Annotated in this window: 19 protein-coding genes and 1 tRNA gene; 4 read left to right on the plus strand and 16 right to left on the minus strand. The window is 56.5% G+C overall.

Annotation, left to right across the window (positions count from 1 at the left end; translation table 11 throughout):
* Nucleotides 1-140 precede the first annotated feature (140 nt).
* Entirely contained in the window at nt 141-1,766 is a 1,626-nt protein-coding gene (locus OKW98_RS23120) for a GMC family oxidoreductase (RefSeq protein ID WP_265386822.1), read from the minus strand.
* 130 nt (nt 1,767-1,896) lie between these two features.
* Nucleotides 1,897-3,585: an NAD-dependent malic enzyme gene (locus OKW98_RS23125; protein WP_265386823.1), complete on the minus strand. Its 1,689-nt coding sequence runs from the start codon at nt 3,583-3,585 to the stop codon at nt 1,897-1,899.
* Between the two features lie 395 nt (nt 3,586-3,980).
* Here OKW98_RS23125 and OKW98_RS23130 point away from each other — a divergent pair, with 395 nt between their 5' ends.
* Nucleotides 3,981-4,211, plus strand: coding sequence for a DUF6555 family protein (locus OKW98_RS23130; protein ID WP_265386824.1), 231 nt, complete (start codon nt 3,981-3,983; stop codon nt 4,209-4,211).
* A 45-nt stretch (nt 4,212-4,256) separates the two neighbouring features.
* On the opposite strand, the gene OKW98_RS23135 is transcribed toward OKW98_RS23130, so the two are convergent.
* The gene (locus OKW98_RS23135) at nt 4,257-4,934 is read right to left on the minus strand and encodes a class I SAM-dependent methyltransferase (RefSeq protein WP_265386825.1); all 678 of its coding nucleotides are present in this window, start codon (nt 4,932-4,934) and stop codon (nt 4,257-4,259) included.
* A gap of 322 nt (nt 4,935-5,256) precedes the next feature.
* Complete coding sequence (locus OKW98_RS23140; RefSeq protein WP_265386826.1) at nt 5,257-6,087, minus strand: undecaprenyl-diphosphate phosphatase; 831 nt, start codon at nt 6,085-6,087, stop codon at nt 5,257-5,259.
* A 458-nt stretch (nt 6,088-6,545) separates the two neighbouring features.
* Between OKW98_RS23140 and OKW98_RS23145 the strand changes: the two genes are divergently transcribed.
* Complete coding sequence (locus tag OKW98_RS23145; protein ID WP_265385849.1) at nt 6,546-7,523, plus strand: IS5 family transposase; 978 nt, start codon at nt 6,546-6,548, stop codon at nt 7,521-7,523.
* 129 nt (nt 7,524-7,652) lie between these two features.
* Here OKW98_RS23145 and OKW98_RS23150 read toward each other — a convergent pair whose 3' ends face one another.
* On the minus strand, nt 7,653-8,459 hold the full coding sequence (locus tag OKW98_RS23150) for a WecB/TagA/CpsF family glycosyltransferase (RefSeq protein WP_265386827.1): 807 nt from the start codon (nt 8,457-8,459) through the stop codon (nt 7,653-7,655).
* Between OKW98_RS23150 and OKW98_RS23155 the strand changes: the two genes are divergently transcribed.
* Nucleotides 8,446-9,426 (plus strand): glycoside hydrolase family 5 protein, encoded by a 981-nt coding sequence (locus tag OKW98_RS23155; RefSeq protein WP_265386828.1) that lies wholly within the window; start codon nt 8,446-8,448, stop codon nt 9,424-9,426. The genes OKW98_RS23150 and OKW98_RS23155 overlap by 14 nt on opposite strands.
* Nucleotides 9,427-9,458: 32 nt before the next feature.
* Here the strand turns inward: OKW98_RS23155 and OKW98_RS23160 are convergent, their stop codons facing one another.
* From OKW98_RS23160 to OKW98_RS23200, 9 genes are all read right to left on the minus strand, one after another.
* Nucleotides 9,459-10,589, minus strand: coding sequence for an acyltransferase family protein (locus OKW98_RS23160; protein ID WP_265386829.1), 1,131 nt, complete (start codon nt 10,587-10,589; stop codon nt 9,459-9,461).
* 19 nt (nt 10,590-10,608) lie between these two features.
* On the minus strand, nt 10,609-11,994 hold the full coding sequence (locus OKW98_RS23165) for an undecaprenyl-phosphate glucose phosphotransferase (protein WP_108122103.1): 1,386 nt from the start codon (nt 11,992-11,994) through the stop codon (nt 10,609-10,611).
* A gap of 181 nt (nt 11,995-12,175) precedes the next feature.
* On the minus strand, nt 12,176-12,700 hold the full coding sequence (locus OKW98_RS23170) for a polysaccharide biosynthesis/export family protein (RefSeq protein WP_108122105.1): 525 nt from the start codon (nt 12,698-12,700) through the stop codon (nt 12,176-12,178).
* Nucleotides 12,701-12,732: 32 nt separating this feature from the next.
* On the minus strand, nt 12,733-13,887 hold the full coding sequence (locus tag OKW98_RS23175) for an outer membrane beta-barrel protein (protein WP_108122107.1): 1,155 nt from the start codon (nt 13,885-13,887) through the stop codon (nt 12,733-12,735).
* Between the two features lie 70 nt (nt 13,888-13,957).
* Entirely contained in the window at nt 13,958-15,190 is a 1,233-nt protein-coding gene (locus OKW98_RS23180; RefSeq protein ID WP_265386830.1) for a lipopolysaccharide biosynthesis protein, read from the minus strand.
* The gene (locus OKW98_RS23185; protein ID WP_265386831.1) at nt 15,187-16,290 is read right to left on the minus strand and encodes an acyltransferase family protein; all 1,104 of its coding nucleotides are present in this window, start codon (nt 16,288-16,290) and stop codon (nt 15,187-15,189) included. The genes OKW98_RS23180 and OKW98_RS23185 overlap by 4 nt, the downstream gene beginning before the upstream one ends.
* A complete protein-coding gene (locus tag OKW98_RS23190) occupies nt 16,287-17,411 on the minus strand; it encodes a glycosyltransferase family 4 protein (protein WP_265386832.1) in 1,125 nt (374 codons plus the stop codon). The genes OKW98_RS23185 and OKW98_RS23190 overlap by 4 nt, the downstream gene beginning before the upstream one ends.
* Nucleotides 17,408-18,643: a hypothetical protein gene (locus OKW98_RS23195; RefSeq protein ID WP_265386833.1), complete on the minus strand. Its 1,236-nt coding sequence runs from the start codon at nt 18,641-18,643 to the stop codon at nt 17,408-17,410. Before OKW98_RS23195 ends, OKW98_RS23190 begins: the two co-directional genes overlap by 4 nt.
* Nucleotides 18,644-18,729: 86 nt before the next feature.
* Nucleotides 18,730-20,964 (minus strand): GumC family protein, encoded by a 2,235-nt coding sequence (locus OKW98_RS23200; RefSeq protein ID WP_265386834.1) that lies wholly within the window; start codon nt 20,962-20,964, stop codon nt 18,730-18,732.
* A 603-nt stretch (nt 20,965-21,567) separates the two neighbouring features.
* Here OKW98_RS23200 and OKW98_RS23205 point away from each other — a divergent pair.
* Nucleotides 21,568-23,010, plus strand: a complete 1,443-nt coding sequence (locus OKW98_RS23205) for a mannose-1-phosphate guanylyltransferase/mannose-6-phosphate isomerase (protein WP_265386835.1) — start codon at nt 21,568-21,570, stop codon at nt 23,008-23,010.
* A 396-nt stretch (nt 23,011-23,406) separates the two neighbouring features.
* Here the strand turns inward: OKW98_RS23205 and OKW98_RS23210 are convergent.
* Together OKW98_RS23210 and purC are read right to left on the minus strand one after the other, a co-directional pair.
* Nucleotides 23,407-23,496, minus strand: a tRNA-Ser gene (locus tag OKW98_RS23210).
* A 104-nt stretch (nt 23,497-23,600) separates the two neighbouring features.
* Nucleotides 23,601-24,314: a phosphoribosylaminoimidazolesuccinocarboxamide synthase gene (purC, locus tag OKW98_RS23215; protein WP_265386836.1), complete on the minus strand. Its 714-nt coding sequence runs from the start codon at nt 24,312-24,314 to the stop codon at nt 23,601-23,603.
* Nucleotides 24,315-24,320: the final 6 nt, after the last annotated feature.

Consider the following 24,320-nt stretch of genomic DNA (forward strand, 5'->3'; position numbering starts at 1 on the left):
CGAACTTTAGGCATCGGGCCATCAATTTTTTGTGAAAAGGATGAGAACGATTGGTGGGGTGGGATCGTTGCTTTTCAAAGAAGGATCCTGTGGTACGAGCCGCAGGAACCCAGTCAGGGCCTTCACTAGCCGAACAAGCTTTATGCCGAGCAGGTCTGCGCCGCTGCATCCTCAATAATCATCTGCGCTGCCTTCTCGGCGATCATCACGGTCGGCGAGCACGTATTGCCGGAGGTAATATTGGGCATGATCGACGCATCCACCACGCGCAGGCCGGTGATGCCGTGCACGCGCAGGCGTTCGTCAACCACGGCGTCGCGGCCCTGCCCCATCTTGCAGGTGCCGACCGGGTGAAAGATCGTCGTGCCGACGACGCTGGCCGCCTCACGCAGTTCTTCCTCGGTTTGCAGGCTCGCACCGGGCAGGTACTCCACCGGCTCGAAGCGGGCCAGCGCAGGCGCGGCGGCGATGCGACGGGTCAGGCGAATCGCGTCGGCAGCTACCTTGAGGTCGGTCTCGTGACTCAAATAATTCGGCTGAATGATCGGTGCGGCATCGGCCAACGCCGAACGGATCTCCACCGTGCCACGGCTCTGCGGGCGCAAATCGCACACTGACGCAGTGAATGCGGGAAACCCGTGAAGCGGCTCGCCGAAGCGCTCGAGGGACAAGGGCTGCACGTGATATTCGAGATTGGCGCTTGCCTGCTCCGGACCCGAGCGCGCAAAAGCGCCCAGCTGGCTCGGCGCCATCGCCAACGGACCGCTGCGATTGAAGGCGTAGCGCAGGCCCATGTTCATCTTGCCCCACAGGCTGCCGGCCATCTGGTTCAGCGTCTGGCCGTTGCTGATCTTGTAGATCAGGCGCAACTGCAGGTGATCCTGCAAATTCGCGCCAACGCCGGGCAGCTCATGCCGAACGCCGATACCGAGCTTTTCGAGCAATGGCCGCGGCCCGATGCCGGAGCGTTGCAGGACCATGGGCGACCCGATGGCTCCGCAGCAGAGGATGACTTCTCGCCGAGCGCGAAGGGTCTGTTCCTGCCCGTTGACGCGCGCAATGACCCCGCTGGCGCGACTGTTTTCGAACACCACCCGCGACACCTCCGCACCTGTGATCACCGTCAGGTTCGGTCGCTTCAACGCTGGCCGCAGAAATGCCTTGGACGCGTTCCAGCGCACACCGCGACGCTGATTCACCTGAAAATAGCTGCACCCTTCGTTATCGCCGCCGTTGAAGTCGGGGATCGACGGGATGCCGGTTTGCGCCGCTGCCTCACGGAACGCATCCAGCAAGGTCCATGACAGACGCTGCTGCTCGACGCGCCATTCGCCTCTCGCACTGTGAAGTTCTGAGTCGCCGGCGTAGTGGTTTTCCGAGCGTTTGAAGATCGGCAGGACGTCCTTCCAGCCCCAGCCCGTGTTGCCCTGCTCCGCCCACCCGTCGTAGTCCCGGGCCTGGCCGCGCATGTAGATCATGCCGTTGATCGACGAGCACCCGCCCAGTACTTTGCCGCGAGGGTAGTTGAGGGCCCGCCCGCCGAGGCCGGGCTCCGCTTCGGTTTTGAAGCACCAGTCGGTGCGCGGATTGCCGATGCAGTAGAGGTACCCCACCGGCACGTGAATCCAGGCGTAGTTGTCCTGGCCGCCGGCTTCCAGTAACAGGACCCGGTGGGCAGGGTTCTGTGAAAGCCGATTGGCCAGCAGGCAGCCTGCCGGCCCTGCGCCGACGATGATGTAGTCATGGAGACCGACGTCCGTTTGCATGCGTCCCTCGCTGATATTTTTTGTTTTTATGCAGGGCCCATCCTGAAGTTTTTCGCCACAAAACAAAAGACCGCCGCATGTTTCCATGGGGCGGTCCGGTTGAAGCGTTTGCCGTCAGTGACGGGCGCGATTACACCGCGCTGCGACGGTAGCTGCGGTAGTTCGGCATCCAGAAGTTACGCTCGATGGCTTCGACGAGCATTTCCTCGGTGGTCTCCAGGGCCACGCCTTCAGCCTGAGCCTGCTTGGCCACGGCCAACGCAATCTTCTTGCTCACCTGTTGAATCTCCTTCAGCGGCGGCAGGACAGCGTCACCTTTGCCCGTCACCATCGGCGAGCATTCCGCCAGCGCATTGGAAGCCGCCATCAGCATTTTGTCGGTGATGCGCGTGGCTTTCGACGCCACAACACCCAGGCCGATGCCCGGGAAGATGTAGGAGTTGTTGCACTGCGCGATGTGGAACGTGCGATCGCCTACGGTGACAGGGGCAAAAGGACTGCCGGTGGCGACCAGCGCGTCGCCGTTGGTCCAGGTCAGGACTTCCTGCGGCGTGACTTCGACCTTCGAGGTCGGGTTGGACAGCGGCATGACCAGCGGTTTGGCGCAGTGCTTGTGCATCTCGCGGATGACCTGCTCGGTGAACAGGCCGCGCTGGCCGGACACGCCAATCAGGACAGTCGGCTTGCCATTGGCGACCACGTCCAGCAACTCGGGCGAGCCCTCGCCGCTCGACCAGCCCGCCACATCGCCGGACTTCTGCGCGAGGTTCTTCTGGAAGTCCAGCAAGTTGTCCATGCTGTCGGTCAGCAACCCGAAGCGGTCGACCATCATCACGCGTTTGCGCGCTTCGGCTTCGCTCAGGCCTTCGATGACCATGGCCGCAATGATGTGCTCGGCAATCCCGCAACCTGCCGAACCCGCGCCCAGGAACACCACGCGCTGCTGGCCCAGGGTTTCATGCTTGGCTTTGCACGCCGCCAACAAGGTGCCCACGGCAACCGACGCGGTGCCCTGAATGTCGTCGTTGAAGCAGCACAACTCATCGCGATATTTTTCCAGCAACGGCATGGCGTTGGTCTGGGCGAAGTCTTCGAATTGCAGCAACACGTCCGGCCAGCGGCTCTGCACCGCCTCGATGAACAGCGCGATGAAGTCCTCGTATTCCTTGCCGGTGACGCGCTCGTGGCGCCAGCCCATGTACATCGGGTCGTCCAGCAGCTCTTTGTTGTTGGTGCCCACGTCGAGCACGATCGGCAAGGTATACGCCGGGCTGATACCGCCGCACGCGGTGTAGAGCGACAGCTTGCCGATTGGGATGCCCATGCCGCCGATGCCCTGATCGCCCAGGCCGAGGATGCGCTCGCTGTCAGTCACCACGATGATTTTGATGCGATCTTTCGTCGCGCTTCGCAGGATATCGTCGATGCGATCGCGCTCGGGGTAGGAGATGAACAGCCCGCGGTGGGTGCGGTAGATCTTCGAGAATTCCTGACACGCCTGACCCACGGTCGGGGTGTAGATGATCGGCAGCATCTCGTCGAGATGCGAATCCAGCAGGCGGAAGAACAGGGTTTCGTTGTTGTCCTGAATCGAGCGCAGATAAATGTGTTTATCCAGGTCGCTCGCGCATTGCTGGTACTGGTTGTAAACGCGGGTGACCTGCTCTTCGATGGTTTCGACGTTCTGGGGCAGCAGGCCGACCAGGTTGAAATCGATGCGCTCTTGCGGTGTGAACGCACTGCCCTTGTTGAGCAGCGGCATTTCCAGCAACGAAGGGCCGGCATAGGAAATATATAAAGGTCGCGAGGTCTTGGTCATTTGCAGTGATCGCCTTTTCTCTGTTTGCTCTATCAATATGTAGTCGAAACGATGCCCCGGAGGTCGGTGTACGCGACGCTCAACGCAGGATCCGTCCGAAGAAATAGGGGGTAAAAACAGGGTGCCTATCTTACTCGCCTGAAAACGATTGCGACATTTTGTCGCTCATCGATTGCGAAATGATGGCCGGAAGTCGTCGGACCGGTCAGGAATTCGCCTGACATCGCGAACAGCGCGCCCGACTACGGTCACAGGTAAAACGAACGTGCGACGTGCTGCTCCTTTCGCAAGGAGACATTGGATTTGTGGTCACACACTCGCCATCGTTAAAGGTCTTACACATTGAACTGGCGATAGGCCATTGCAGTCACATTGATATCAAACCGGAGATATCAATGTCAGACCAGCGCATCTTTCGTATCCACTACCGCTTTCTGGACGAGCAGCGAGTATTCCTACAACCCGACACAGTGCTGGAAGAAGCAGACGCCTGGTACTACGCCTGTCTGCACGCAGGCATTGGTGTGCTGCACAACCTGTCCAAGACACGGGAGGAGCTGACAGCGTTGATGGCCCATGGTCGCCGGTATGGTTTGACGGACGTACGCTGGGCGGAGTGGGTATGATTGGTTGATATACAAGCCGATCTACCCACTTTTTTGATGCCGTGATCAGGCCTGTCCAACGCGCTGAATCACATAACTCACCTCAAACCCATGCACACACCCAATCACGTTGAATCCCTTGAAATAGCCCGTCGCGCGAAGCAGGTCCACAGCCGGACCGACTTCAGGTGAATGCTGGAAGTCGCCGTAGTCGTCGAACACGATAAACCCGCCCGGTACGACGCTGGGCGAATACAGCAGGAAGTCCAGCAGCACATTACGCCCGGCGTGGCCGCCATCGATGTGCAAGAGCGCCACCTTCGGCGACAGGTTGTAGAAGCGCTCGGCACACAACTCCGAATACCCCCTCAGCACCAGAGCGTTCGAGAACAGTTTCTCCTGGTAGTAACTGAACTCTTCAAACTGATTGGGCAGCTCAAAGGGATCAATCCCGATGATGCGGCGCTCGCGGTTGCAGACCTCATTCATCAGCACCAGCGACTTGCCCTTCCAGACACCAATCTCGACCACGTCGCCGGGAATGCCTTCGACCAGAAGCGCCAGGTAACCCAGTAACCGCACATGATCGTGAAACGACAACTCCTTGCGCGGCATCGCCCGCTCGGCAGGCAACGTGCTCTGCGCCTGCTCGAAATGCTTGCCGATCAGCGTCCAGATCTGCGCGATCGAGTCATTGAGTTCCGGGTTGCTGATGAAATCGTTGAGCTCTTGGATCGTAGTCATGGCTTCTCTGACTGGCTGGAAGGGTGGAGGGATTGGGGGATGGGGCGTGGAGCGATCTCGTCCCGTGAAGGGCGTGAGATCGAGAGTAGGCGGGGGTTGGGAAAAGTAAAGGCCCGAGCACACCATCCTGGATGCTCGATTATCGATGTGCCCCAAACCCGGGCTCATTTTCAGTACATGATCCCGGATCCGGCAACCCGCGGCCCTCATACCACGCTGTCAGGGGGGCTTTTGACTTCAGCGTTTAGCCTGTCTGCGACGGCGGACTGTTTTGTTCAACACTCAGAAGTCCCGGCCGGCACTGAGTGGCAGCAGCAGGGACTCATCCCTGGGCTGTGGACCAGTCAACCCAATGGAAGTGCCAGGTCATGAGAATCAGCAAACCGAACGCAATTCTGTAGTAGGCAAACACGGCGTAACTGTGGCTTGCGATGAACTTCAACAAACCGCGAACAGCAATCATCGCGAAGACAAACGACACCACAAAGCCAAGGGCAAACACTGGCAAGTCCGCGGCGACAAACAGGTGGCGGTATTTATAGCCGGAATACACGGCTGCACCGACCATGGTGGGCATCGCCAGAAAGAATGAAAATTCGGTCGCCGCCGTCCGCGACATTCCGAACAATAATCCACCGATTATCGTCGACCCGGAGCGCGAGGTTCCGGGGATCATTGCAAGGCATTGAGCGAACCCTATCTTCAGGGCATCACTCCAGCGCATGTCATCCACCTCCTCCACGCGAACGGCATGATTACGCTTCTCCGCCCACAGCATCACACATCCACCAACAATCAGAGCGACCGCAACGGTGATCGGGTTGAACAAGTACTCATGAATGATATCGGCGAACAAGACACCCAGTACAACAGCAGGAAGAAAGGCAATAACAAGATTGGCCGTGAAGCGCCGGGACGCGGGCTGAGTCCTCAAACCGCCGACGGTGGTAAAGATCTTGCGTCGAAAGGCCCACACCACCGCAAGAATGGCGCCTAACTGGATAATGATATTGAACGCCATTGCGCGCTCACCACCAAAGTTCAAAAGATCCGCCACGATAATCTGGTGACCGGTGCTGGAGACAGGCAAAAACTCTGTGAGACCCTCCACCACACCCAATATAACTGCCGAAGCATTTGCCGTAATGTCCATCATTTATCCTTGCTAACGCCGCCGCACTTTAGTGATCCTGGACATGGAATCAGCGTTCGCCAAGTTCCATGACAGCCCGTTCGAATATTCGCTACTGCCGGGTTAGGCCGGGCTATCATTTACTGCCCTCTCGTAGAAACTTTACTCGGAGTTTCCACTTCGACCACCGACACCTGTTCCACAGGTTTAACTGGGCTACCCGTCGGGGGAGCTTCGGGTCTGGCCTGGGAAGCGAGTACCGGTTGTTCACTGCGCCCGGGCGGATTGACCGTTGTGGTTGCGCCGGCTTTTGTTGCGGATTGTGTGGCTTCGCCTCTCATAATGTTGCGAAGCACATACATGAAAAACATCGGAATCCCGATGACATAGCGTTGGCACAGACGCTTAGGGAAACTCTGAAAAAGACTTCCAAATCTGGTGAAATACGCCAGTCCCAAGCACTGAACGGTTGAGTCCCGATGAAGCAGATGTCCTTCGCTGACGCCGAATACGCTGGCAAACGCAAACAAACCCGCCGTGAACGCTTCCTGATCGAGATGGATCAGGTCGTGCCCTGGAATGGCTTGGTCAAACTGATCGAGCCGCACTATCCAACGGGAGAAGGTGGTCGTCCGGCATACCCGTTGATGGCGATGTTGCGGGTTCATCTGATGCAGAACTGGTTCGGTTATAGCGACCCAGCTATGGAAGAATCGCTGTACGAAACTACGATTCTGCGCCAGTTTGCCGGGCTGCATCTGGATCGGATTCCAGACGAAACCACGATCCTCAACTTCCGCAGATTGCTCGAAAAACATGAGCTGGCCGGTGGGATTTTGCAGGTCATCAATGGCTATTTGGGCGACCGTGGTTTGTTGTTGCGCCAAGGCACCGTGGTCGATGCGACGATCATTCATGCGCCGAGTTCGACCAAGAACAAGGACGGCAAACGCGACCCTGAAATGCATCAAACCAAGAAGGGAAATCAATACTATTTCGGGATGAAATCGCACATCGGTGTCGATGCCGAATCCGGTTTGGTGCATAGCGTAGTGGGCACTGCGGCGAATGTGGCGGACGTAACCCAGGTCGATCAGTTACTGCACGGAGAAGAAACTTACGTCTCTGGCGATGCCGGTTACACCGGCGTCGAAAAGCGCCCCGAGCATCAAGATCGCCAAATGATCTGGTCGATTGCTGCGCGGCCCAGCAGCTATAAAAAGCATGCAAAGAAGAGTCTGATCGGGCGCATGCGTCGCAAAATCGAATACGCGAAAGCTCAACTGCGCGCCAAGGTTGAGCATCCGTTTCGAGTAATCAAGCGCCAGTTTGGTTATACGAAAGTACGCTTCCGAGGCCTGCTGAAAAACACTGCGCAGCAGACCACGCTGTTTGCTCTGTCGAACCTGTGGATGATGCGAAAACGATTACTCAATGCAGGAGAGGTACGCCTTTAATGCGGAAAATGAGTGCTGAAAAGCGCTTGTACGCAGAAAAAAGCGGGGATTGAGAGAGCAAAAGGTCTAATTTTCGATTGAGTCGACATTTTTTGAGCCTCAAGCAACGGGGCTGTTAAAAACGCGTGCCTACTTCAGACCTTCCTTAGGTTCCTTGCACAGTCTGTAGAGCCACTCCGTTCCCGTAAGGCGCATGATCTCTGGAGCTCGGTCCACACGGCCTGACGCAAAATCAAGGATCGCACCCCCACAAACGATGATTGCAGGCCCCGTTATTTGTGCCTTCAACAGCTGCGCAACCTGTTCCTGCTTGGGCATGCCCATGGCAAGAATAATCACAGCGAGACTCGAGGCGATATGCCGGGCTTTAAACATATCTACATAGATTCCCGGGGACTGAAATCCGTCAAGCGAGACAATGTCTCTGGACCCGGTCAGTGCTTCGGCGCCGAGGGTCAGCCAAGGCTCCTGAGTACCAAAAGCAAAGTATTGAATCGGGCGAGGTGTGCCTTCGCCCAGTCTCGCAATAAGACTGGGAATAAAATCAGTACCATTGAGATTCAAACCCGGATAGAGACCGTTCAACTTGCAGGCCATCTTGATGCCTATGCCATCACGAAGCAGACAGTCTATTTTTTCAAAGCTGTCTCTAACATCGGCACGCTGTTCAATCAGATTATAGGCATGCTGATTCAAGAACCCCACGACCAATGGCTTATCGGTGTGGGCAATTTGCGTGAGCAGCGAGTCATAACCTACTGCATCGAGGAGCGACAGCCAATCCAACGCGCTCTCGGTACTATTTACCTGTGTCATATATTTCTCGATTGTAGATAATGGCCCAACACCCATTGAAGGATTAGATGCCTTGAAAATATTCGGAAACAGGTTTCTCTTTTCATGCGGTCTGCTGCTGAGCCCCATGATGGTGATCAACGCGGTCCAGTCGGCGAATCTTCCTTTGGTGCAAATCAACCTTGCGGGTGCCGCGTTTGGAGAACAGAAATTGCCCGGCACCCTGGGCTACAACTATTTTTTTCCTACGTTCAATGACCTTGAACAGTGGCGTGTCAGGCATTTGAAGGTGATACGTTTCCCGATACTGTGGGAACGATTGCAGCCGCGCCTCAACGGCGATTTCGATCCCGCCTACGCGGCGTTGATCGACACGTTCCTGACCCAAGTGAGCCAGAAAGGCATGACTGCCATTCTGGATGTTCACAACTACGGGGCTTACCGTGGCAAGGCCATAGGTTCGAGAGAAGTGCCTTTGGCCGCGTACCGCGATCTCTGGAGCCGGATCGCCGGACGATGGCACAGCAGAACCGGGCTTCATGGCTACGACTTGATGAATGAGCCGCACGATGAGGCTGATGCCGGCTGGCCTGCCGCCGCTCAGGCGGGCATTGATGGCGTGCGCTCCGTTGACACGACCCGCCCTATCTACGTCGAAGGACGTGCGTGGTCCAGCGCAGCGCTTTGGCCCGCGCTCAACGATGATCTTCTTGACCTCAAAGACCCTTCCGATCAGTTGATCTTCTCGGCGCACCTTTACCTGGATAGCAATGGAAGCGGGACTTACCAGAGCGGCCCGGGATTGCTGTTCGACCCGATGGTGGGCGTCAACCGCGCCAAGCCGTTTGTTGAATGGCTCGAGCGGAACGGTAAACAGGGCCATATCGGCGAGTTTGGCTTCCCCGGGGATGATGCGCGCTGGCACGAAGCTGGCAAATTGCTCCTCCAATACCTGAAGGCGCATTGCATTCCCGTCGCCTATTGGGCCGCGGGCTCCATGTGGGGCAGCTACCCGCTGTCCATTGAACCCGCCAACGGTGTGGACCGCCCGCAATGGAAAACGCTTGCGCCGTTTGTGAACTCCGGCGAGTGCAAAGGCCGGTTCTGACGCAGCGTGCTGCACTACCCGACCTTCAGTCATCAGATACGACCACCGCGAGTTATTTCAGGCAGTGGTTGTCGGCCCTTGTAAGCATCACGGATGAACCGCTGCGCCGGCATTTCGAAATGTTTGAATACGAAATAGGAAAGCAGCAGCGTGATCCCGACGAAGCAGCAAAACAGCAGCGGACTGTATCCAGGGATAGCCATCCCCAGAGCACTAAACGCAATGGCGACGCAGAGCTGAATCGGAAAATGGATCAGGTAGCTGGCATAGGTCAGATTCCCCAACACTTCGATCATTCGCTGCAATGGCGGCGAGACCTTGAAATCCGTTGCCGCGACGTAAAGCAGTATGGGTACATAAAACATCAAGAACAGAGGCGCAAAAGAGCCGCGGCTTGCAAGACCGGTGATACCTGCGGCGACGGGTACGATGACGAGCAGGAAGCAGGCGACGATGGTAAGAAGCTTGTGGAATCGGGTGCCTTTGAAATAACGCAGTGCGATGGCCGACAATCCGCCGATGTAAAAGACAGCGAAGCAGTCAAGGATGGGCGTGTGCAGGCCCGCAACCTTTAGCGCCGCGCAGCCCCCCACCACGGCAATATTGATCAGTGCTGACTTTCCCAACACCCTCAGGCCGAGGAAGAAACCCAGGTAGACAAGTACCTCAATGGACACTGACCAGATGGGGCCGTTAAAACTTTCGCCATCCTGGAAGCCCCAATTGCTGGCCATAAACAGTTGCAATGCAAAATGCTTGAGGTCATTGAACATAAAGACCATGTAGTGCCCATGGCCACTGAAATACACCACCTGAAGTCCGGCGACAATGAACAGCGTCACGATGTGCAGCGGGTACAACCGGGAAAAGCGCAACACAAAAAACTTTGCAGGCGACATCAGACGTGCCGCCAGAACATCCCGATACTTCCAAAAGAAGATGAACCCACTGATGCACCAGAATACCTGGACGCCGTAGTAACCATATTCATAGAAAAGTTTCAGCAATCCATAAAACGGCTGTTGCTCTCTGATAAAGCCAACGGGCGCATCGGCGACGTAGAAGAAATGCTGGTAATGCCATACCAGCACAGCAAACGCCGCCGCGAACCGAATGATCTCCAGGCCCAGCAGTTTACTGCCGGTTTGTTTTACAACGTCCATGGCGAGAACCCTATCTTAATCAGTAAATATTTCGGGAGAACAAAGTAAAGGGCGTTTTGACGAGGATCTTCAAATCAAGCCACAGGGACCAGTGATTGATGTATTCCAGATCTTTCGCGACCCGCAGTTGCATTTTTTCAATGGTCTCAGTTTCACCGCGCAAGCCGCTGATTTGCGCCAGACCGGTAATCCCCGGTTTGATGCGATGACGCGCCATATAAGCCCGGATCTTGTCGCTGTAATAATGATTATGAGAGACCGCATGGGGCCGAGGGCCTACCAGCGCCATTTCACCCATCAGCACGTTTATCAATTGCGGGAGTTCATCTACTGACGATTTGCGAAGCAGCGCGCCGACTCGTGTGATGCGAGGATCACTGCGTGTGGCCTGGGTGGTAACGGGTGTATCGGCATGCACACGCATGGAGCGGAATTTCCAGACCCGAATGATGCCGCCGTTCCAGCCATGGCGAGGCTGACGGAAAAACACGGGGCCTGGTGATGACGCCTTGACAGCAATCGCCACAACCACCAGCAGCGGACTCAGGGCCAGCAAGCCCAGCAACGCCAGACTGCGGTCGAACAACTCTTTTGCAAATGCCGCAGCCGGGTGAGAACTGCGCGTGGTTTCGTTAAGGTAGATCGCAGGCAGCTGTTCGATTTGCGCGATGGACTGGTTAAGCAGAGGCATCGAACTCAGGTCCGGGACCCAGACAACGTCAACACTCATGTCCAGCAGATCAATGTAAATTTGGGTGGTCAGCGCGTTTTGTTCCAGCGGCAAAGCGATATAGACGCGCCTAACGGTACCCGCTTCAATCATTCCACGAAGATCACCCAAGTGGCCGATCACCTTTGAAGGGCCCTGCACAACGGGCTCGTCAGGTCCCAGGGTGAGCATACCAAGCAGCGGTACACGCGGGCGCAGACGCTGGGCAAGGTCCTGAGCGATCGGGCCTTGGCCGATGATCACCGACGTACGATTTTCGCGCAGTTGGCGCGCATGGCGCACGGCCAGGTAGCGCAGAGGGATAAAAGCCAACGCCTGGACGACAAAGCCACACACCGCCCAGTCTCGGAGAATCTCTTTATCCAGTGATTCAAAACCGCCCACCCATACAAAAGCTAAAACGCCACACAGCAGGATGGTCCAGCCGACCAGAAGCCTGAGCAAGCCGGCGATGTATCCAAATCGTTTGTGATAGACCCGCACAAAACTGTACGCCGGCACGGACCCAAGGACGGTGATGGTTGCGAGCGCGCGGTATTCGGGGCTGAAAGTGCCCACACGGTGAATGACCATCACAAACAAAAACATGCAAACAGCACTGAGCGCGGCGGCCCAGTGTGCCCAGAAGGTCAGTCCGCGACGATTGGCAGCAGGATTAGTACGTTGAGCGATCATCTAAAACCCTCACTAGTCTCATTACATTGCCTGCCAACCGTTACGCACGACGCACCGCGCCAATGTTAACTACGAAGCTAAAGGCAACACTCCAGCGTCAGGGCAACTTTCAGTCACCCGTACTTTGCGAAAATGGCCGTCCGCCGACCGGTTGTTTCCAGTCGGTTTTGTCAGCGGCTAATTAGAAGAAACCCTGGTCGACAGTGATTGCATCTCCCGGGTGAATGTCCGTCCCCAACGTAGCCTTTTCAACACCGCGCCTGGCATCGTTGCCACGAATAATACTCACACGCTTATCAGAACCTCGTTCAGTAAGACCGCCCGCCCGCGCAATGGCACGGTCAAGTGTCAAACCAGGTTCATAGGGATACCCTCCCGGGTTCTTGACTTCACCACTGATGAAAAAATCGCGGTAGGTAACAACACTCACCGACACGCGAGGGGAAACGAGGTAACCGTCACGCAGTTTGTTACTGATCGCTTGTTCCACTTCCGATGGTGTTTTTGCGCGTGCATCCACGGTGCCAATAAATGGATAACTGAACGTACCGGAGTCATTCAGGCGAATTTCCTCAAAGCTCAGGTCCGGCTCGCCGAACACGCTCACTTTCAAGACGTCACCGGAGCTAAGACGGTAAGGCGCCTCGGCCGCGGTCACCAGACCGGTAACAAACAACAGCGCCATCAACGCGTATCTAATGATCATGTTTCAAATCTCCTGTACTGCGGTGTTCTGCTTCAGAGGCTGAATTCAAGGCTCAGCAGATAAAGGTTGCGTGTGTAGGATTCGCTGCTGTCGTTCGAATCATTGTTGGTGTGCTGAACGCGCGCGGTGATGCCGACCCAACGCCGCAAGGCGTACGTCACTTCCCCGCCATAGATATTTCGACGGTCGTCGCGGGCAAGCCCTTCGTATTGACGGTCAGCGTGGGCAATATCGAAGCCCGTTTTGATCCGGGAAGACCATTCGTGCTTCCAACCCAGCGTTGTACTGACTTGATGAATGGACGTCGCATCATCATCGCCTTCGTCATAAGCCTTGCGGGTTTTCAACGAAAAGGTCGAATACGTAAGCGGTTTCCAGTCCACACCCACTTCCCACGTGGGGCTCTTATCGTCCCTGTCGTTGTCCGTAAAATCCTTGCGCTCTTCGCCGATGCGCAAGTTGCCAGTGGTTTGCGCGGTCGCGTCCCAAGTCAGGCCCACCAGAGCGGCGGTACCTACCGAGCTGCGTCCGCTTCGGGTCTGCAGATAGTCGAAGTCCGTGTAACGTATTTCGGCAATCGATCGTGTTTTCCCGGTAAGACGGTGGTACCACGTACCTACCAGCGCTGTGGTGTTACGTTCCTTGTCATCGTTGATGCCGTCGGCATTCTGGTAACGACGCTGCTCGTAGTTGGCCGAGGTATCCAACTGGTTCATGCCTTCAGTTGTTCCCAGGGTGTACCCGAGTCCGGCGTGCTTCAGCGTAAGACGGTCGTTATCGACGTTGTCGGCGGTATCGGAGGTCAGCTCCAGTTTTTTGTAGCTGAAGTCATAGTGCACGCGGCTGATGGAACTGAGCTGCAGCACACTTCGAAATGCCAGGCTTTGGTCGGTGTGACTCGCGGAGCTGACGTCATGGTAGACCTGGTCATCGATTGCATATTCCAGCTGATAGCCGGTGTTCCTGGTGTTCGCCTCCAGGAGCAGTGTCGGATTTACCGAAGTAATCCACGAAGACACTCGCTGGCTGTCCTGCAGCGCCCGGAAGTTATCGTCGTAACGCTCGCTGAGTTTGAGGGTCGGCGTGAAATCAAAGCCGGCCACGTCAATGCTGGCAGGTTTATCCGCATAGGCGTTGAAGGACATGCAACCGAGCGCGATAACCCCGCTGGTGGTGATAAGTTTCATAAGGGCATTACCGCAAGTTGCCAGCCGTGGAATGCGGGCTGGGTATCAGTTGCTAAAAGGAAAGGTAGGCTCATGCCAGCAGCGCTCCGCTGATACGCTGCCGCCATACGAAGACGAACACTGCGGCCAGCAACATGGCAACGGCGACACCTGGCAGTTCAAAGGCAGGCGCCAGCGCCAGGATAAGTACGGCAGACAACGCCATGGCGACCATTGAAATTCGCGCAATCCGGGCGTCTTGATGATGCGCATAGAGTATGTTGCCCATACCCTCCGAAACGGTACGCAGCACGGTGGCCAGCAGCATGATCAGGAACACGGCTTTGTGTTGATCGAACTTGTCGTTGCCCAGCTGTGCAAGCAGCGCAGGCATCACCGCGATCAGCAGGATTGACAAGCCCAGGCACCAAAGCCAGATCTCTTTGAGCATGCTTTTGCACACACGCAGAATCACACTCTTGTCGCCCTGATTGACGGCGGCGATGATCGAAGGCGCCTTGGGACTGGTCACGCCGAACAAAATCACATTGTTGATTGCATTGGTCAGTGCCCAGAAGAACGTATAGATGCCTGTCGCCTCGAGCCCCAGGAAGGTGGTGACCAAGAAACGATCAAGGTAAAGCGCACCGTTATTGCCGATGTCCGCCAAGTAGAAATGTCTGCCCTTGGCAATCATTTCCCGCGCCTGAGCAGCATCGAACCCCATGGACTTGAGATAGCCTTGAGTCGCGATGATGACGGCGACCAGCAAGCCGATCAGCAGAAGACTGGCCAGCCAGAAGGTCATCATTGCCGGGATAGTGCGACAAGCAGGCTCGAACCATGCCCAAGCAATAAACACGATCGGCCAGGCACCCGAACGAATGAAGAGAAAGATCGCCGCCGTGTTCGCGCGAAACCGGGAAAGCAAAATGGCGTTAAGGTCCGATCCCAGGTTTTCCAAAAACAGCGTGATCGCCACCAGAGCTATCAGTGGAAGTTGATCAGCAGGCAAGGCAAATGCGAGCACGGCGACGATCACGGGCGTCAGCAGCAAATGCAACAGTGCCGTCACGCCGACGCGCGTCGTGCCCAGCTTCAGGGCGGCCTCGGTATTGAGGTCGACCAAGGCGCGACCTGTCGGCCCATTGAGGCCAAGCCCGAACAACGCCGGCACCAGGGTCGCCCCGACGGCGATGAGGCCATAAAAGCCGAGGTCAGCGAGCGTCATCTCCCGCGCTATGAATAACGTCAGTAGAAACTTCGACAGTAATCCGCTGGCGCGCAGCCCGAGGAGGAACAGCGTTCCCAAGAGTCGGCTCATTTAAACCGCTCCAGTAGCTGCATGGCCGGCTTCTCATACAAGCGGTATGTGACGATACCGACCACTGCCGAAAGGATGAGTGCGGCTAGCAAAAACAGGAGTGCCGATGGCCCGGCGTCTGCTGAGAAATGCAGGAAGATGATGCGCAAAGCGGCCAGAGAAAACACGTGCGTGAGATAGATGCTGTAAGAAGCGTCTCCCAGCAAACGGAGCAGTGGCATGTTCAAGGTGCGATTCTTTGCTTCCAGGCTGCAGATGCAATAGATGATGACGGCCGCAGGCAATCCGAAAGTCAGCGGACGCAATGGCGCATGATGAAGGTCGGCATACAGCAGCAGCGCAGCGGCGCTGACAGCGGCAAGGACAGCAAACAGTGGAGCCAGAAACCAGCGGCGCTGCAAGAGCACCCCGACGCCCATCCCTAGTATGAATTCGAAAATAATCGGATTGCTGTAGTAGTTCAAAGGCCCGTTGCCGATCAGATCTGCGACGCCTGCCCACACCAGCAGCGCGAACGCGCAAGGGATAAGCACCAATCGCATCGAGGGCTTGAGCAGAATACACAGCGCAAATATCAGGTAAAAAAACATCTCATAGTTGAGTGTCCAGCCGGGGACCAGCACCGGCGTGTAGAGCAGGTTATCCGGCGCAGTCTCTGCGAATGCAGGATTTTGCGCCGGAATAAAGAGCAGCGACGACACGAAATGCGACGTTACAAAGACGGTACTTTTGAGCAACGTCGGCGCTAACAGCGCAGCGACGCCTGCGGCAATCGTTAGCGCCCAATAGAGCGGAGCAATACGGAGCAGCCGCTTGCGCATGAAGGCCCAAGGGGTGGTTTGGCTGCGAGCCGTGGTTATCCACATCAGCAGGCCACTGAGCACGAAGAACAGGTCGACTCCCGATTCACCAAACAACGGAAAGCTTCCCGCGACAGAGGCGAAATTTTGCAGCTGCAGCACGCCATGGAAATACACCACCATCAAGGCAGCCACGCCGCGCAGGTATTGCAACGAGGTCAACGTCAGGTGTGCAGATGCAGCCGCACGCGGTGTTTGACCGTTCCAGACATGCGGTTGCAAGGTATCCGACCCGCTCATGCCGCACGCCCTTTCCTGGAGGAGGCGCTGGCCAGAACGCGCTCATACACCGAGAAGATGTCTTGAGCGACAGACACCCAGGAGAACTGCTCGGCGTATAAAACCGCAGCATTGGCAGCAGAGGGATTCCATTGACCGATCAGGCGCTCGTAGGCCCGCTCGAAGTCCTGGAACTGATAGTCAAAGAGCTGACCGCTTTGCGAATCGCGTACGAAGTCATTAAAGGACGGCGGGGCCGAGCACAGTAATGGCACCAGTCCGTAGGACATCAGTTCTACAACGCCCAGTCCAAAACCTTCGTACTCGGACGCGCTTACCGTGAATCGAGCCGTGGCCAGATGATGAGCGATCACGTCATCACCCACATCGAGCACCAGTTCAACGCGGTCAGCGCAACCAAGTTGCTCAATCAGCGCCACTAACGTCGACGTGTCGCCGGTTTTGCTGCGGCCAATAATTTTCAATTTGCCGCGCGGGTTGCTCAACGCTGCGTACGCCTGGATAAGCCAGGGCATGCGTTTGTTCGAGCTGAAGCGGCCCAGGTAGACGATGTCATTGCCGCGCTCTACTTCTGCCAACGCACCGAACTTACGCAAGCGGATACCATTGTTGATCAACTGCGCCTGCTCGCTGATGCTGCTGAACAGGGCCTGATCGTTGGTGGAGCAACTCAGTACGGCATCCGCCATGGACAGCGTGGCCCGCGTGACGGTGCGGAAGAACAATTGCTTCAGGCGCTGGTTCTTGGCGGTATGAAAAAATCCGCCATGCGTCGACACCAAAAGCGGTGCGGTGAAGGCGCCCAGCCGCTTCATGGCAGCCAGGTAGTCCACGAAGAAGTCGATGGCGTGGACATGCACAATATCGACTGCATTCAACGTTGCCATGTCGAGCCGGCACAGCGAATAACGCCGGGAAAAGCGCCAGCTCACCCGTTGAACCTCTAGCCCGTCGTAGTTAGCCCGCGCCGGTAAGGTTTCGTCCGTCTGGAAGTCAGTATCAAGCGTTATCACCAGCACTCTGTGGCCGGCAGCCAGTTGCTCGCGGGCAAGGTTCTCGACGTAATCTTCCAGGCCCCCTACGCTGGGGCGGAATTGGCGGACGATATGGATGATTTTCACGGTTTTACCGTCCCTGATACAGGTGCGAAAGAGTGAGTGCTCAACACAGAGTTGCGTTGCGGGGCAGACATGAAACCCACCAGCAGCCAGAGCACCGCAGACACCTTGATCGAAAAGATCGCCGTGCCGCCAATCAACAGATTCATGAAGGTATATACGGCCAGTCCATAGGCGCAGCGCCGTTGTTCAGGCGTGTGTTGCGGAACGATGAAACACACATAAAGCCAATGCAGGATCAACCCCAGCACCGTGCTTGAGTAAATAACGTACGGATAGCCGCTATCCATCAGCTTGCCCAGTTCGCTGATCCGCATACCCGCGTACTCGGCAAACCCCATCTTCACGATGATTTGGCCTGTGTGGGCTATACGGCCGACCAGATCGTCACCGGCCGCGTAGGGGTTGGCCAGATAAACGACCACGCCCATGCAGATGATCGCTGGCGCCAGCAACACGTTCAGGTACTTCGGCAAACGCGGATAGATCCAGTAGCCCATCACCGAGACCAAAAATAGAATCGACGTGGTACGGGTGTTGTTCGACACGATAATGAGTATCGCGGTGGAGGCATGGATCAGCCGCGACCACTTGCCAAGGTGCGGCCACAGCGCAAGCAGGAATACGCATAACACCCCGGCATAGTTCGCCGCCGACACCTGTTCGAGGAAAATCGACGACGTACGCGGCCCGTCGAAGATCCCGAAAGAGAATCGACCCGCAAAGCCCAGCGCATTACGGAACAGACCGCTGTCGTCCAGCTCGAACTCTTCGGTGCCGCGAGTCGCGAAGAAATATTGCGCCGGTCTGAAAAAGCCTGCATAGGTCGTCAGTGAGCTCAATTCGAGAATCAGGAAGCCCAACACGACGATGCTGCACACCAGCACCGTGCGATCGAGCGTCTTGAAGTTTATGCGCCGTCCCAGACAGACAAAGATGGTGATAATCAGCGCATTGCGGAATGCATCCACAAAGATCTTTTCATTCAACAGACTGACTAACAGCGCCAGGCCGAGAAATCCGCAACAAAACCAGAGCGTATTGGCGCTATCGGGCGTCAAACCGCTACGCAGCAACACCAGTACGCAGGCTGCCAGGATAACAATTTCGCTGGCCGCGACGGCACTGAAACCAATACCGGCGACATGCGCATTGAATATCGCCAGCAACGCGTTGTATCCCACGGCCAGCAGCGTCAGCCAGACGATTCGGTAATCGATCTGTTCGGCCGGCACGAAGGCGGACGTGCCGAATGACTGCCCGTCCTGCGCCAGTGGGCGCTGCCATGTGGGGTTGAGCGGATAAGCGCGCATGGGCAGCCTTACTTGCCCGACAGCTTAGGGCTGCCAGGGGCGCTGTAATCAAAGTAATCGTAAAAACCGTCGTAGCTGTAACCGCCACTGGCCGCTTTACGAATATCGACCTGATTAAGCACAACACCCGAGATGTTGGCGTGGTTATGCTGCAAACGCTGCAAGGCCTTGGTTGCTTGGGTACGGGAGGTGGCGTCGGCACGAACCACGTAGATCACTGCATCCGCGCTGCCGGAAAGCATGATGGCGTCGCTTACTGCATGCAGAGGCGGCGAATCGATAATGATCCGGTCATATTGCTCGCCCAGGTCCTTGAGCAACGCTCTGAAACGGCCCGATGCCAGCAACTCCAGCGGACGCGCGCCGGCAGTACCGATACACAAGACATCGATGTCGTTGATCCGGTGTACGCAACTCGGCAGCGGCGCGTTACCTTCCAGAAGATTGCCCAACCCAGGCGTGGTCACCGGCAGGCCAAAGGTGGCGGTCAGCCTGGAGCGCCTGAAGTCAGCATCTATCAACAACACTCGTTCCAGCTGGCCGAATGCAACCGCCAGGTTCACCGCTACAGTCGTCCTGCCCTCGCCAGGCACGGTAGACGTCACCAGGACGACCTTTTGAGCACGCTGGATATCGTTCATCAAGACGCCGGTCCTGATCGTGCGAATGGCCTCTGCGAATGTGCGCCGCTTGTCATTGCTGAACATGCGCGCGAGCTCGGTCGTGCTCCCCTTGACCTTTGGAACCACGCCTAACAACGGTACCTCGAGAATGCTTTCTACCTGCTCGACACTACGGAACGTCGGGTTCAATGCCTCACGAATCAGTGTCAACACACAGCCAATCAACAGTCCGATGAGGGCCGCGAGTGCCACCAGGAGCGATTTCTTTGGTTTGATGGGTGCAGTCGGGGCAACCGCCTGGTCCACGACCCGGATATAGGCAGTGTCAAGGTCGGAAGTGGCCGTGGTTTCACGCAAACGCGTCATGAATGTGTCGTACAGCGCGCGGTTGCCATCCACCTCGCGTTGCAGTTCGCGGAGTTTGAACTCCTTGCGAGAAATGTCCTGAATTTGCGACTTGTTGGCGTCGAACGAGCTCTGCAGGGAGCCTTCGTTGGCCACGGCCAATTGATACGCACGCTCGATACCGGCAACCACCTGCTCGACCTGAGAACGCAGGCTGGCTGACGCGGCGGTCAAATCCGAGCGGGCGGCTTCCATGGCGGGGTGCCGATCGCCGTAACGGCTCGACAGCTCATCGACCTTGGCTTGCGCCTTGGCTTTCTCGGCCTTGAACTTCTGCACGACCGGGTCCGCCAGGACGGCGGGGACACTGGCCAGCTTCTCCCATCCGCCTGCGCTCATTTTCTGCACCTGGCGATACTGACTTTCGGCTTCGGCGCGCTGGCGCCGCGCATCGATCATGCGTTCGCCGGTGAGGGACAGCTCGCTTGCACTGATCGTGCTGACGCCTTGAACGTCTACCAGTTTTTCTGCTTCGCGATAAGCCTGGAGCCGGTCTTCCGACTCTTTCAGTACTTCGGCCAACTCGCCCAAACGACTGTTCATCCAGGCCGTGGCGGTATTTGACACACCCACGGTCGCTCTCAACTGCCCTTCCATGTAGGCAGCTGTCAGCGTGTTCGCGGCCTGTGCAGCCGCTTGGGCATCAGCCATGTCGACCTGAATCTGAACCAGCTGACTTTTACCCAGTTGCTCAACCTGCACCCTGTCGAGGAAGCGACTGGCGACCAGATCCTGAACCTGTGCTTCAGTCGGTGGAACCTTAGGCGTTGCCGGACTGCCAATACCGACCGCTGCGAGCCTGGCCTGCATTCGGGCAATCAAACCAAAATTATGCGTCGGGTCGAATTCGGGGTGATGGCTAAGGTCAAGCGTGGTCACAACGCGACTTGCGATGGCGCGCGACTTCAGCAACTCGAACTGCGTTTCCAGGTATTGGTTGGCCGCGCCGGCATCTGCGGTGGTCTTGGACTGATCGAAGGACACCACCTTTGCGTTCTTATCGCTGATCTGCAACACAGCTGTTGCGCGATAGATCGGCGTGAGGTTAATGGCCACGACCGAGGCGATGCCGGCCACTGCGGCAGTCAGTGCGAGAATGCTGTATTTATTGCGCCACAGGGTGCGCAGCAATTGCAGCAAATCAATGTTTGACTGGGTCTGCAGCCTATGAGCACCTGTAGGAGTGGTTCTCAATTCGAAAGTATTGCCGGGCATGGTTCGGTCTCAAAATTGAGGAGGTCGATATCATCACGTGCGGTACTCGCGCTTATGACATGCACGAAAATCGAGGACAGTACCGAGCTTCATTCCGCCTGCCACCAGAAAGTGTGCGCAGGCGCTAGCTGACCGGCACCCTTATAAGGGCGCCGGACGAATAAGTGTTGTGACAGCACAGATATGAAGTTACCTGCCGTATAACAGGCAAACCAAAAAGGAAGTTATTGCTGTGGTGTTTTTTTATTTTGGCGAAGCGGCGCCTGGAAGTCATCTCCAGAGGGGTGCCACTATAATGCTGTCACAGAAGATTTCAAGAGGCCCGGAAAAAATTTCTTGAAGAATTTTAAAAAGTACTGGCGCTATTACGGCGCCAATATTACGACATGGATTTTAATGGAACTTTTCCGGGGAGCCCTTTTGCCGTAGGTTTTACGGTGCTTTCGAGAAACGGGCCTGCAGCCTGTCGGAAAAATATTGCCTATCTGGCACACGGCCACTATCGTGCGTCCTCGGCTTAGTTTATGCCCCGACAGAGGGGTAACAGATAGTTAACTGCCTATCTTTAAGTGTCACCTCCCCGCTAGGTTATAAGGACTCGTTTTGAATTTAATTCCGGTAATACTATCTGGCGGGGTAGGAAGTCGCCTATGGCCCACCTCCCGCGAAGCACACCCAAAACCCTTCATGAAACTTGCAGATGGCCAGACGTTACTTCAGAAGACTTTTCTTCGTGCCGCTGCACTTCCCGACGTCACCGAGATAATCACTGTCACCAACAGGGACCTCTTGTTCAAGACAGAGGACGATTACCGAACCCTCGACAGCGCTCACATACTGCAAAGTTTTATACTGGAACCGTTTGGCCGTAATACCGCAGCGGCAATTGCCATAGCGGCGCTGCACTTACGCGACGTACACGGTACAGACGCACACATGTTGGTGCTTGCAGCTGATCATTTGATCCAGGATCAGACAGCTTTCGAACAGGCAGTACTTAAGGCAGTAGAGCTTTCGGACAATAGCTGGATGGTTACCTTCGGCATCCAGCCCTCCCATGCCGAGACCGGCTTCGGCTATCTCGAAGCGGGCCAGGCCCTGGACAAGGGTGATGGCCTGCGAGTGGCCCGATTTGTCGAAAAACCAGACCTGCAGACGGCCGCCGGCTATCTCGAAGCCGGCAATTATTTCTGGAACTCGGGCATGTTCTGTTTTCAGGTTGGTACCGTTCTCGACGAATTGGAACGACATACCCCTGACCTGCTCGCCGCAGTAGCCAAAACAATCGCAGCTTCAAGGTTGGTTGAAGCAGCCGGCCACCGCTGCCTGACCCTGGATGCACCGTCGTTTGATGAAGTAAACGACATCTCCTTTGATTACGCCGTGATGGAACACTCTGAACGCGTGGCCACTATTCCCTGCAGCATAGGCTGGAGCGACGTCGGGTCATGGAACAGTATCAGTGAGTTGACCGCTCCTGATGACGCAGGGAATCGCTCTAACGGCGAGTTACTGACACATAACGCCAGGAATAACTTTATTCAGAGCGAGAACAGATTGGTAGCGCTGACGGGGGTAGAGGACCTGCTCATCGTCGATACGCCAGATGCGCTGCTCATTGCCCACAAATCTTGCGCCCAAGATGTGAAGCACATCGCTCAAACGCTAAAGGCGACCGGCCATCCGCTGCACAAATTCCACAGGACAGTCCACCGCCCCTGGGGAACTTTCACAACCCTTGAAGAAGGCGAGCGTTACAAGATCAAGCGCATCGTCGTCAAGCCCAAGGCTTCTCTGTCGCTGCAGATGCATCACCACCGCAGCGAGCACTGGATCGTCGTGAGCGGCATGGCGGTGGTCGTCAATGACGATCAGACGATGATGCTGGCAACCAACGAGTCAACCTACATCCGGGCAGGCCACCAGCACCGTCTTCAAAACCCCGGCGTCATCGATCTGGTGATGATCGAAGTGCAAAGTGGCGACTACGTGGGCGAGGACGACATTGTCCGCATCGAAGATGTGTATGGACGGGTAGAGGCATGAGCGAACCTGCCTCGTTGCGGGTCAGAACACTTACCGATAACGGACTTGCCCCATCGGCGTAACGGCCGACATACGCCGTCGCATGCCACCACGGTCTCGGGTGGATACTCCTGAAACCGAGTGAACCGTGGCCCTTCCAGCCAAGTGATCCAGCCTCTGACGCTGCATGACCCTGTCATGCAGCGGTGTCGCTCTTCGCGCTGCTGAAAACCCGATTGCGGAGCCCCCTTTCGCCTGCTGCGCGGCTCAAGTGGTCATGCCTGTTTTTGGACCGCCGTTATCCAAGAGCAACAAGCCGTGACGAAGCAAAGGCGGCATAGGACATCGCGCAGTGACTTGACGCGAAGCAGAAACAAAAAAGCCCCAGAAGCATATCTTCTGGGGCTTTTCGAATAATGGCGGAGAGATAGGGATTTGAACCCTAGGTACTGTCGCCAGTACAACGGATTTCGAATCCGTCCCGTTCGGCCACTCCGGCATCTCTCCAACGGCGCGCATCATAACAGCTCGCTCAAAGAACGCGAACCCTTTTTACGGATTTTTTCGCGTTCTTTCAGATGCTTGCAGCGTTTTCCGCTTGAAGCATCGGATCAGAGCGGTACGCCGAGACGCTGGGCGACTTCTTCGTAGGCTTCGATGACATCGCCGAGGCCCTGACGGAAGCGGTCCTTGTCCATTTTCTTGCGAGTCTCTTTGTCCCACAGGCGACAGCCGTCCGGGCTGAACTCGTCACCCAGGACGATCGAGCCGTCGCTGAACACGCCGAATTCCAGCTTGAAGTCGACCAGCAGCAGGCCGGCGTCGTCGAACAGCTTGGTCAAAACTTCGTTGACCTTCAGCGACAGTTCTTTCATGCGAACCAGTTGCTCGGCGGTGCCCCAACCGAACGCGACGACGTGGGAGTCGTTGATGAACGGGTCGCCTTTGGCGTCATCCTTCAGGAACAGCTCGAACGTGTAAGGGTTGAGCTTCATGCCCTCTTCCACGCCCAGGCGCTTGACCAGGCTGCCGGCGGCGTAGTTACGCACGACGCATTCGACCGGGATCATGTCGAGCTTCTTGACCAGCACTTCGTTGTCGCCCAGCAGTTTGTCGAACTGGGTCGGAATGCCTGCGGCTTCCAGCTTCTGCATGATGAAGGCGTTGAACTTGTTGTTCACCATGCCTTTGCGGTCGAGCTGTTCGATGCGCTTGCCGTCGAACGCCGAGGTGTCGTTGCGGAACACCAGGATCAAGCGGTCAGCGTCATCGGTCTTGTAAACCGACTTGGCTTTGCCGCGGTAGAGTTCTTCACGTTTTTCCATGATGGG

This window comes from Pseudomonas sp. KU26590 (genome assembly GCF_026153515.1).
In the GTDB taxonomy this organism is placed as follows: Bacteria; Pseudomonadota; Gammaproteobacteria; order Pseudomonadales; family Pseudomonadaceae; genus Aquipseudomonas.